This is a genomic window from Desulfobotulus alkaliphilus (genome assembly GCF_007830435.1).
GTDB lineage: Bacteria > Desulfobacterota > Desulfobacteria > Desulfobacterales > ASO4-4 > Desulfobotulus > Desulfobotulus alkaliphilus.
The window spans coordinates 1-10,024 of record NZ_VLLC01000054.1; the positions used below are offsets into that span (position 1 = coordinate 1).

The 10,024-nt window shown below is 48.3% G+C and carries 9 protein-coding genes; 8 read left to right on the forward strand and 1 reads right to left on the reverse strand.

Translation table 11 applies throughout. The annotated features are described in order from the left end of the window. Positions 1 to 349: 349 nt before the first annotated feature. The 8 genes from cas1 (at position 350) to cmr6 (ending at position 8,975) form a co-directional block, all read left to right on the forward strand. Complete coding sequence (cas1, locus tag LZ24_RS16265; RefSeq protein ID WP_144686772.1) at positions 350 to 1,366, forward strand: CRISPR-associated endonuclease Cas1; 1,017 nt, start codon at positions 350 to 352, stop codon at positions 1,364 to 1,366. A gap of 2 nt (positions 1,367 to 1,368) precedes the next feature. Continuing rightward, positions 1,369 to 1,647, forward strand: a complete 279-nt coding sequence (gene cas2 / locus LZ24_RS16270; RefSeq protein WP_144686773.1) for a CRISPR-associated endonuclease Cas2 — start codon at positions 1,369 to 1,371, stop codon at positions 1,645 to 1,647. A gap of 267 nt (positions 1,648 to 1,914) precedes the next feature. Then, positions 1,915 to 3,183 (forward strand): type III-B CRISPR module RAMP protein Cmr1, encoded by a 1,269-nt coding sequence (gene cmr1, locus LZ24_RS16275; protein ID WP_186443220.1) that lies wholly within the window; start codon positions 1,915 to 1,917, stop codon positions 3,181 to 3,183. Then, complete coding sequence (gene cas10 / locus LZ24_RS16280) at positions 3,180 to 4,985, forward strand: type III-B CRISPR-associated protein Cas10/Cmr2 (RefSeq protein WP_144686775.1); 1,806 nt, start codon at positions 3,180 to 3,182, stop codon at positions 4,983 to 4,985. Before cmr1 ends, cas10 begins: the two co-directional genes overlap by 4 nt. Continuing rightward, the gene (locus LZ24_RS16285; RefSeq protein ID WP_144686776.1) at positions 4,982 to 6,244 is read left to right on the forward strand and encodes a type III-B CRISPR module-associated Cmr3 family protein; all 1,263 of its coding nucleotides are present in this window, start codon (positions 4,982 to 4,984) and stop codon (positions 6,242 to 6,244) included. Before cas10 ends, LZ24_RS16285 begins: the two co-directional genes overlap by 4 nt. Then, positions 6,241 to 7,155 carry a type III-B CRISPR module RAMP protein Cmr4 gene (gene cmr4, locus LZ24_RS16290; RefSeq protein WP_144686777.1) on the forward strand — a complete coding sequence of 305 codons (915 nt, stop codon included), beginning with the start codon at positions 6,241 to 6,243 and terminating at the stop codon, positions 7,153 to 7,155. The genes LZ24_RS16285 and cmr4 overlap by 4 nt, the downstream gene beginning before the upstream one ends. Beyond that, positions 7,156 to 7,551, forward strand: a complete 396-nt coding sequence (cmr5, locus tag LZ24_RS16295) for a type III-B CRISPR module-associated protein Cmr5 (protein WP_144686778.1) — start codon at positions 7,156 to 7,158, stop codon at positions 7,549 to 7,551. A 2-nt stretch (positions 7,552 to 7,553) separates the two neighbouring features. Then, positions 7,554 to 8,975, forward strand: a complete 1,422-nt coding sequence (gene cmr6, locus LZ24_RS16300; RefSeq protein WP_144686779.1) for a type III-B CRISPR module RAMP protein Cmr6 — start codon at positions 7,554 to 7,556, stop codon at positions 8,973 to 8,975. 354 nt (positions 8,976 to 9,329) lie between these two features. Here the strand turns inward: cmr6 and LZ24_RS17710 are convergent, their stop codons facing one another. Further along, positions 9,330 to 9,578, reverse strand: coding sequence for a hypothetical protein (locus tag LZ24_RS17710; RefSeq protein WP_222427686.1), 249 nt, complete (start codon positions 9,576 to 9,578; stop codon positions 9,330 to 9,332). Positions 9,579 to 10,024 lie beyond the last annotated feature (446 nt).

Here is a 10,024-nt window from a genome sequence, read left to right on the forward strand (position 1 = left end):
GTCCACGAACATGCCCCGCTTAGAGGGGATTGAGACACAATCAAGATAATTAAAAAATGATTCATGATGCTCTCGCAAAAAGTCAAAAATCTCCTCTTTTAGGGTTGCAACATGCTGATATTGTTAGCACCAAAATTCTAAAATAAGGGTTTTTGCGAGTGCATCATTCATAGGCTGAGTTTAATTAAAATTTCCTGTATTGTTTTTTCCAGCCTCCAGCCTCCAGCCTCCAGCCTCCGCTCTTTTATTTTCTTCCCATTATCTTAAAAAAAATCCATCCAGTGCCGTATTCTCCCTACAGAAGGATCTGGTCTTTGCATCTTCGTTTTTTAAAAAAGGAGAATGCGGCATGAAAGAAGTTCTCTATGTTCTGTCTTCCGGTTCCTGGCTGAAAAAGGAAGGAGAAAGCATCGTTGTGATGAGGGAAGGTAAAGCCTGCGACAGAATTCCGCTGTCAGGTTTGCGGCGGCTTGTGCTGCTGGGTCGCTCATCCCTTTCATCGGGTCTCCTTGATTTTCTCGTTAAAAAAGGTGTGGATACGGTGTTTGCCGCACCAGACGGACGTTTTCGTGCTGTGGTTACGGGAGATCCCGGCAGCCATGTGGAGCGCCGCATGGCCCAGTACAGAAAACTTGCAGGGGAAGAGACGGGCCGAGAGATGACAGCCCTTCTCGTGGCAGGAAAAATAAGAACCATGAGCGCTTTTTTGAAACAGCGATCCAGAGCCCTTGGAGACAGTGAACTTGCACGCTTTGCCCTTCGCATTGAAGCCTGTACGCCCCTTGTAGAAGACCGGGACCCCGCAAAGCTGAGGGGGCTGGAAGGTGCGGCTACACGCATGTATTTTCAGGCATTTTCACGTCTTATCCAGAATCCGGCATTTGCTTTCACGGGCAGAAACCGCAGACCCCCAAGAGATCCGGTAAATGCCATGCTTTCCTACCTCTATACGGTGCTTTTTTCCGAGGTGCTTTCTGCAATTCTCACCGAAGGCCTTGATCCATGGCTTGGATCATTGCACGAACTGGCACCGGGCAGACCGGCCCTTGCCTGTGACCTGATGGAAGAATACCGGGTCTTTGCCGTGGACAGACTGGTGCTGACCCTTCTCAACCGTAATGGCGTACAGCCCGAAGACTTTGAAGAAAAAGAGGATGGAGAAGAAGGTGAGCTTTCCGTGCGCATGACACCAAAAGCAAGACACAGGCTCATTGCCTCATGGGAAAAACTCCTTGAAAGCCGTATCCCATGGCCACCTGAAGAAAGCCCTATGAAATTCAGGGATCTGATCCGGTATCAGGTACGCTGTTTTGGCCACTGGCTTCTGGAAAACAAACCATACAACCCCTTTGCCTGGAAGGCATGATCATGTTTGTGCTGGTATGTTTTGACATCAGCGACAACCGGGTGCGTTACCGGGTAAATAAGGTGCTGCAGGGCTATGGTGTCCGGGTGCAGAAATCCGTATATGAATGCCCCCTCCTCGGTGATGCGGCATTTCGCAGAATGCGGTCAGCCATAGAAAAGCATATCCATGCCCATACGGATTCTGTCCGTTATTATCGTCTTTGTGCTGCCTGTATCCGTGAAATCCGGTGTGACGGTTCCGGCATGGTGCCGGATGTGGATTCCTTTGCTGTGGTGTGATCTTGGGGCATACCCTTGAAATATTACGCAAGCCAGCCGAAGGAGCGGATACGCTTGCTTCGGATCTTCAGCAGTTGAAAATTGTTGTGAACCGCCTTGTGGAAAGACTTTCTTGAATAAATGAGACCGTATTCAATATAAAAAGCCGACTGATGGCATCTTTGTATTGAAAAAGATGTAATTTTCTGTGTAGATTATTGGCTCAGTCAAGCGCAAGTGTACAAAATTGGAAAACAGGGAATGAACGGCCCTGGAAAGGATGGAAGCATGAGGAAACCTTTTTTAAGGGAAGGGCTTCCGGAGTTCAGGCGGCAGCAGTCTGAAGAGACGGTCTGCAAAACCTTTTCTCTGGAGTTGATAACGCCCATGATGGGTGGCGACAGCGAAAGCTGGGTGCTGCATCCTGAGCAGCCCGTAAGGGGGCAGTCCGTGAAAGGGCAGCTCCGTTTCTGGTGGCGGACCATGCAATCGGAAAGTGAGCCAAAGAAACTGCTTCAGAAGGAAAATGAAATCTGGGGTGGTAAGGTGACGGCGGAAGGGAAAGAGGAACGTATTCAATCCCCTGTAAAAATTGCTGTTTTAGAACAGGCGGTCAGCAGGAAATCCCAGGCAGCACTGAATGAAAGGGGCTTTGCCATAGAAGGGGATGTTATTCCTGTTTTTGTTGCATTTCCCGTAACATCAGCCATAAAAAATGACAAAAAAGAAGTTCTTTTCATTGAGTCTCTTTCCTTTACGCTTCAGGTTTCCTGCCCGGCATCCCTTTGGCCTGTCGTTGAAAAAACCCTTAAACTCTGGGTTCTTTTTGGCGGAATCGGTGCAAGAACCCGACGGGGCTGCGGCTCTCTCTACTGCGAAGAGCTTATGGCAGAATTTAAAGATGAAAAGGATATTTATCAGTTTGTTAACGCATTTCAGAACAATGGAAAAGAGCTGGACTATCCCCGCATCCATGGTGCTGTTCTGGCCGTAAAATCTGCAGGCACAGATACAGCGGCAGCCTGGAGGGGACTGATTACATCCTATTCCGGGTTCAGGCAGGATCGCAGACCCAACAAGCCTACTCCGGGAAGATCTTACTGGCCGGAACCCGATGCCATTCGTACCCTCACAAGGCAGCAGTCTAAAAACCATAAGCCGGAACATCCCGATGGTGTGTGGTTCCCAAGGGCAGCCTTTGGCTTGCCCATTATTACCAAGTTCAACACAAGGGGAAATGGCATGGGCGATCCGGACCCTCAGGTGGAACTTGCGCCGGTTAAGGCTGGACGCTGGCCTTCTCCTGTGATCCTGAAAGCCCTTCGGCTTCCCGATGGCAAGGCCTTGCGTATGGCCCTTGTGCTGAAACAGGCATTTCCTGAAGCCCTTGAATTGAAGCAGGGCAGATTAAAGTTTGATGTGCCTGTCTCTGCCAATCCCTTTGCCCCTGCTCCCGGAAAAAAGATGATGAAAACAAGGCAGGGTGCAGAACTCCGCCAAGATGAAACTCTTTATCAGGCTCTTTTCCGTGAGCTGGGCCTTGAGGAGGTGAAATGAAAGAATCCCTTCTTGTCATTGCCATAGGCCCGGTGCAGGAATTCATAGCCACAGCAAGAAAACTCAGGGATCTCTGGATAGGTTCCATGTTGCTTTCGGAGCTTTCAAAAACCATCGCCCGCAGCCTGCATGAAGACGGCGCAAAACTGATTTTCCCTTCCCTTGCTCCGGGACAGGAGGCTGTAGATCTGGCTGCTTTGTCAGATTTAAATGTGGCAAACAAAATTCTGGTAAAAGTTTCTTCCCCGGAAGAGGCAAAACGTATCCAGCAGCGTGCAAAGGAAAAATGGCAGGCCCATCTTGATGAAATTGGAGAAAAAACCCTTGAAAAAATGGATTCACTCCCCTTTGTCCGCTTGGACAGGGAGCGTTTTCAGAAACAGATGAAGGATTACGGCGAGTTTTACGCTGCATGGGTAGAAATTGAAGCCGCTGGTGGATACGCTTCAGCCCGTGACCGTGTGGAAGGCCTCCTTGCATCCCGTAAAAATGTAAGACCCTTTGGTCCGCCAATGTGGGAAGGTTCAGGAGTTCCTAAAAACAGCCTGGATGGTATGCGAGAAACCGTACTCGGAGAAAAGCTTAAGGAAATTAAAGGCCTTCTGAAAAAAAATGAACGCCTTGATGCCATGGGCTGCATCAAACGCTTTTATCCCCTTGCCATAAAAAAGCAGGTGAATGAGCATTTCGATGACCTTTCAGATATTGCCTTAATACCCTGGCTTGAGGGAATTGAGGGTAATATGAAAAAACTTGAAGCCTTCATTGCCTTTCAGAGTGCTGTTCAAGGAACAAATAATGGCCGATATAGTGAAAAAAAGCAGGCTACAGGTCTTTCGCAGAATCTGGAATCTGATCTTTACTACGCAGGCAGGGATGCCCTGAAAAATCATCTAGGGGAAGAAAGCAGTATCCGTGAAGCATGGAAAACCAGAAATAAAATGGTGAAGGTTTGCGGAGAACCTCACCTGTATGCGGTCATTCTTGTGGGCGATGGCGACAACATGGGTAAAATGATCGATGCCATTAAAACCCAGGAAGGACATGCCCGATTCACAAGTGAATTGAGTACTTTTGCAAAAGAAGTAAAAGGACTTGTGGAAGGGTATTCCGGCAGCCTCATCTACTCCGGCGGGGATGATGTCATGGCCTACCTCCCCCTTCATAAGGCACTGGCCTGTGCAGATAAACTTCGTCTAAAATTCCATGATTCCATGGCTGCTGTACACAAAGAGCTGAACCTTCCGGAGTCGGTAGTCAAGCCTACCTTCAGTGCAGGGCTTGCCATTGTGCATCACAGTATGCCCTTGGATCAGGCCCTTGATCAGGCAAGGAAAGCAGAAAAAATGGCCAAGAATGGAGGCCGTAATGCCCTTGCCATTGTGCAGAACAAACGCTCCGGCGGAGAACTTTCCATAGTTGGAAAATGGGATAGGGTTGATAATAAGCCAGATCTTCCCGGCATGGCAGAGCGCATGGGTGCGGTGGTGGATCTGTATAATGATCCTGAAACCGTACTCCCTGCCCGCCTTGGATATCAGTTGAGGGAGGCCTCCCTTTCCGCAGGAGATCAAATGAATTTTGCCACACAGGCAGGAGAAAAGGTGGTTCCCAACAATGCCGCCGCCGCCCTGATAAAAAGAATATTTGATCAGAAAAATGATGGAAACCGGGAAAAAAACAAAAAACTGATTCCTTTGCTTTCAGGCAGAGTTTCCATCAGGGAGTTTTCCGATGAATTGGTAATCGGACATCAGATAGCAAGGGCTGTTCGTTTGGCCGAAGGAAAGGAGACCCCATGACCCGTTACATGCTTTCCAGTAAAGAGCTTTTGATTTTAAGGGATGGCAGACCCTTTGGCGATGCTGGTTCCTTTGGCGGAACGGGTCTGGCCTGGCCCCTTCCCCAGACACTTGCGGGCATGTGCCGAACGGCTCTGGTGCTTGCAGGCCCTGAAGATGCCTTTGAAAACAAGGAAAATCTGGATGCACTTCTTGATGTTTCCATGGAAAAAATTCTTCCCTGCCTGATTGAAGAGGGCAGGACCATTGAAGAGGCAGAGATCCTTTTACCTTTTCCTGCGGATCTGCTCTGCCTTGAAGAGGATGATGGGAAAAAGAAAAAAATTTGTCTTTATCCTCTGACATACAGCAGCCATGCGGAAACAGAAGGCACAGACTGGAATGATCCGGACTGGCTGTATCCCGGCCTTTCGTCCAAGGGAAAGCCCCAGACACCTCCTGGATTTTTAAGAAAAAAACTGGCTCAGGACTACCTTGCGGGGAGCATTGAAGTAAAAGGTCGGGATCTCGATAAAGATACAGAAACCATTGATGGTCCTGTCAAAGATATTCGTATTCATGTGGCACTGGACCCCGCAACCCGTGCGGCGGATGAAGGCAGGCTCTACGGTGAATCCGGTATTTATCTCAAGGCCGTTAAGGCCAGAAAAGAATCGGGAAAAACAACCGATGAAAAAGCCCTGCCCGGTAAGATGCCAAGGCCGGAACCCATAGGTGATATGGGCATCAGCTTTTCCCTTAAAGGCCTCAAGCCGGAAGAAAAAGTACCCGGCGTTCTTTACCTTGGTGGAGAAAGAAAAAGGGTGGATCTTTTTCCTGTGAAACAGGAAACTTTTCCTGAACCCCATGCGGTCTGTGAAAATCAAAAGTTTTTGAAACTTATTCTCATTACCCACGGGGATTTTGGTGGCTGGGCTCCGGAATGGCTGGCAAAGCAGACGGAAACAGGAGCCTTTGCCTGGGTGAAAGAACCCAGAAGCGGCATAGAAATCCGCCTTCGTTCTGCTGTTGTTACGGGATGGGAGCCTGTCAGCGGATGGGATCTTAAGGAAAAAAAGCCCAAGGCTTTCAGAAAACTAGTGCGGCCCGGTGCCGTTTATCTTGTTGAGCTTAAAACGCCATCGGAATCCCTTTCTCTGGCGCAGGCCCTCTGGGGGCAGTCTCTCTGTCTGCCGGAAAGCCGTGGGGAAAAAGATGGTTACGGTCAGGTACTTGTTGGTGCAGCCAAAACAATTATAAATGGAAAGGATACGGAATGATTCATCTTCTTGGAGCCATAAAAACCCTTTCGCCCCTGCACTGCGGTGTGGGTACCGGCATGAACGATATTGACCTTCCCGTAGCCCGCCATAAGGTCAGTGGCCACCCTCTGATTCCGGGTTCTTCCATTAAAGGCGTTTTAAAGGATGCATTCAGGAATGATGCAGATGATCGGATTGAAGCACTGTTTGGTGCAGACAACCCGGATGGCAACGATAAAAAAGCCTTTGCTTCGGCCATTTCCATGGGGGATGCCCTGCTTCTGGCTTTGCCGGTACGCTCCTTTTATGGCACCTTTGCATATCTTGTTTCGCCCTATACCCTGCAGCAGTTCAAGGCCGCCCTTGCCAGGGTAATGCCCTCCCTGAAAGTACCTGAGATACCCACACACCTTGGCCTTAAGGAAAAAAATGACAGTTACCGGGTGATGCTCACTACTGATACGCTTTTAAAAAGCCCCAATGCCGACATGATTCTTCTGGAAGAGCTTGATCTTGCCATAGATAAAAAAAAGGCGGATGACTGGGCAAAAATCATAGCAGATCTGTATTGTGTCAATGATGAGGACAAGACCCTCTTTGCCAAGCGTTTTGCCATTGCAGATGACAATGCCTTGAATTTTCTTTCGGAAACTGGCCTTCCCGTAGATGCCCGCATTGCCATAGACAGCAAAACCGGAACAGTAAAGCAGGGCGCACTCTGGTATGAGGAAACCGTTCCACCGGAGACCCTGATGTACTCCCTTATTGGTGTTGACCGTTCCTTTTCTCCGGATGTTCAGCAGGGCGCAGAGGAGCTTGCCGCCGTTCTTATTTCCGAAGGAAAGCGCAGGGAGCTTTTTGCCCAGATGGGTGGAAAGTCCACCACTGGCAAAGGCTTTGTTTCCGTCAGCTTCGTAAAGGGGGTGTAAATGCTGAAAAATCAGAAATATTCCGATGCGGTTTTTTTCAGCATCAATGGTCTTGCGAATGAAGATAAGATGACGGCTAAACGGTATAAGTCTCTTTGCAAGCGCAGCGGCGGGATTTTCCGTACCGTGGGTCTGGTGCAGTTTGTTACCTTTATTGAGGCTAAGGGAAAAAAGGAAAAGCACTATGCCTGGCTTTCTGAGCACCTGAGAACGGAAATGGACAAGGTGGGGGCTCTGAAAAGTAAAGGTACAGAGGACTATCTTGCAAATATCAGAAGGCTCAACCTTCCTGAATATATGCAGGCCTCCCGCAATATGCTGACCCTGTTGCAGTGGCATAAGCGCATTGGGGAAATTCTCATTGAAGGAACGGCGGATGACACAGAAGGGGAGTGATTATGTCCTTTGAAGCCATACGACAGGACCACAGAAATATTGTTCGGGGTAAATGTGAGAATCTTTCCTTCAGGGTAGCAAAATTAAACCCTGTTATAGATGACTGGTTGCAAAATGAGCATGGGGCTAAGGACAGCGGGCTTTTTGATATGTCTGCCTTCAGGTTCCCTTCCGAATCAGCCAAAGCCTACCGTCAGTCTTTTTTCAGATGGAAGGAAGCCATTGGCGTTGCAGGGGACTGTGAGATATTTGAAGTGGAAGCCTTGACCCGTATACTCATGGGCACGGGCAACGCTTCTGTTTTTGAGTTTGGTTTCCAGCTCAACTATCCCTGGGGTGTACCCACCATCCCCGGTTCTTCCCTGAAGGGTCTTGTTTCTTCCTATCTGGCCCGCCATGGCGGGGATGCCTGGAGCCGCCATCAGACGAAGACAGCCGTCAAGTCCGATGCCCAGGTTGAGCTTTTCGGTGGTATCCGTGAGACGGATGACAAAGCCCAAAGCTATGCAGGCACCCTTGTTTTCCATGATGCATGGCTGAGTCCATGGGAGAGAAGGGGAAGCGGGGGCGACTGGTTTGACAGTGATATTATTACCCCCCACCATGCAAAATACTATGGTGCTAACAATTCTCTGCCTTCCGGCATGGAAGATCCTGTTCCCATTAAAATGGCGGCCCTGCGTCCCGGCCTTACCTTTCTGGTGGTCATTCAGGGACCGGAAGAATACAGAAAGCTTGCCCGTGAAGTGCTGATTGAAGCCCTGAGGGAAGAGGGCATTGGCGGGAAGCGGGCTGTGGGTTATGGTCGTTTTGCCTATGTTCTTTCCGAAGAGGAAAAAACCGCTGAAATCCGCAAGTCCATAGAAAATGCCACGGATGCGGAGACCCTTCAGGCCTTGTACAGGCAGCACAAAGGGAATTCCCCTTTGAGACCTTACTTTGTCAAGGCCATTGAACGCCTTAAGTTTGCAGACAGCCTCAAGCCTGTGATGGAAGCCCTTATGCCCCTTGCCCTTTTGCGTATGCAGGTGGAAAAGGGAGAGCATAAGGATCTCAAGGGCCTGAACCAGCGTTTCAAAAATCTGAAAGGAGTGCTTGAAAACTGGCAGAAGGACGAAGACCTAGAAAATATGAAACATGCCACCGATGCCAGAGCCATTTTTGATCTTATGCTTAAAAAGTGGCCATCCGAGGTACGTGCAGGCGCAGAGCTTGGGGTCGTTAAAAATCTGGCCTATGGCTGGGAGGACATGGGACTTAGCCATAATCCGGATGCCATTTTAGAAATTATTGAAGGCGATGAACGGACCTGGCCCCTTCTTAAGGATCTTCCTGCTTTCCTTGAAACCCTGAAAGATCAGATGGAAAAAGAGGACTGGGAGCTATTGTCCATGACGCTGGAAGAAAAGCTGGGAAAAACATAGATTATTTGCATTGCTCCGTTAAATCCGATCCGGCACATGAAACATGAATGGGAGCTGTCAAAAGGCAGGCTTCCTGTGCCGGGTACGGTAGAGTGCCGTTTCAGGTGATACCATTGCAAAATCAGATGTAGGATCTTTGAAAACTGTTCCATTATGATATAAGCGCGCCCATTTCTTGCCCCTTCCTGTACGGAAGGGGCAATTCATTCAAGATTGAAACCATAAAGTACTCACCTCTGAGCAATTTCATACGTTCTTATATGGCAAGACCTAAAACACAGCATAGGACGCTGTAAAAGTAGAAGCGGCTTCCAGCCGCTTTAAAGAATGCGCCAGGATGGCGCATCTACAAAATCAGCTTCTTTGGAAATCTGAACTTTTTGACCATTTCTTTGGAAAAGCAGCTTCTCTCACAGTCAGATTTTTAAAAAATGGATGGCTGCGAGCTTGAATCCGGGCTGTTGCGGATGGGTTTTGTCCTTGCAGTCCATGGGATTTTTGTGTAAGTAAAACCTTTGGTAACGGACATTTCAGACTGTTTTCAGCCCGAAAATACTTTTTACAAAATTGCTTTTTTGGAATGCCTAAAAGAAGTAAAACCATGGTCCTTTGTATCAAGTTATTTTTTTATTTGTTTGGAATTGATTGGTTTTTTTCTGGTTGCGATAACAGCGAGTCCCGGATTTTGTTTGCACCTATTAGTAAAACAATGGAAAAAAGGCTTTGAGATAAATTATATTTTTTAATTTCAAAATCTTAGGTGTTGTTATGTCAGAAATAGGTAGTAAAATCGAGATTATGCTTTTTAAAAACAAGGCTTTATGTGAAAAAGTAAGATATTCAGAAAGCCCGGTTTTTGGTCCGTTTTTTCGGACGAGGGGGGGTACTCAAAAAATGGCTTGCAAACCCCCCATATGCCATGCGATATTTTGGCAGCTGTCCACGAACAGGCCCCGCTTAGAGGGGATTGAGACCGATTCCGTTGAAGTTGAAAGCGCTCCGACCATTTGGTGTCCACGAACAGGCCCCGCTTAGAGGGGATTGAGACT

What these genes read in the sequence shown, in the direction of transcription:
- cas1 (WP_144686772.1), top strand. Translation starts at nt 350, where the DNA reads ATGAAAGAAGTTCTCTATGTTCTGTCTTCCGGTTCCTGGCTGAAAAAG.
- cas2 (WP_144686773.1), top strand. Translation starts at nt 1,369, where the DNA reads ATGTTTGTGCTGGTATGTTTTGACATCAGCGACAACCGGGTGCGTTAC.
- cmr1 (WP_186443220.1), top strand. Translation starts at nt 1,915, where the DNA reads ATGAGGAAACCTTTTTTAAGGGAAGGGCTTCCGGAGTTCAGGCGGCAG.
- cas10 (WP_144686775.1), top strand. Translation starts at nt 3,180, where the DNA reads ATGAAAGAATCCCTTCTTGTCATTGCCATAGGCCCGGTGCAGGAATTC.
- LZ24_RS16285 (WP_144686776.1), top strand. Translation starts at nt 4,982, where the DNA reads ATGACCCGTTACATGCTTTCCAGTAAAGAGCTTTTGATTTTAAGGGAT.
- cmr4 (WP_144686777.1), top strand. Translation starts at nt 6,241, where the DNA reads ATGATTCATCTTCTTGGAGCCATAAAAACCCTTTCGCCCCTGCACTGC.
- cmr5 (WP_144686778.1), top strand. Translation starts at nt 7,156, where the DNA reads ATGCTGAAAAATCAGAAATATTCCGATGCGGTTTTTTTCAGCATCAAT.
- cmr6 (WP_144686779.1), top strand. Translation starts at nt 7,554, where the DNA reads ATGTCCTTTGAAGCCATACGACAGGACCACAGAAATATTGTTCGGGGT.
- LZ24_RS17710 (WP_222427686.1), bottom strand. Translation starts at nt 9,578, where the DNA reads ATGGTTTTACTTCTTTTAGGCATTCCAAAAAAGCAATTTTGTAAAAAG.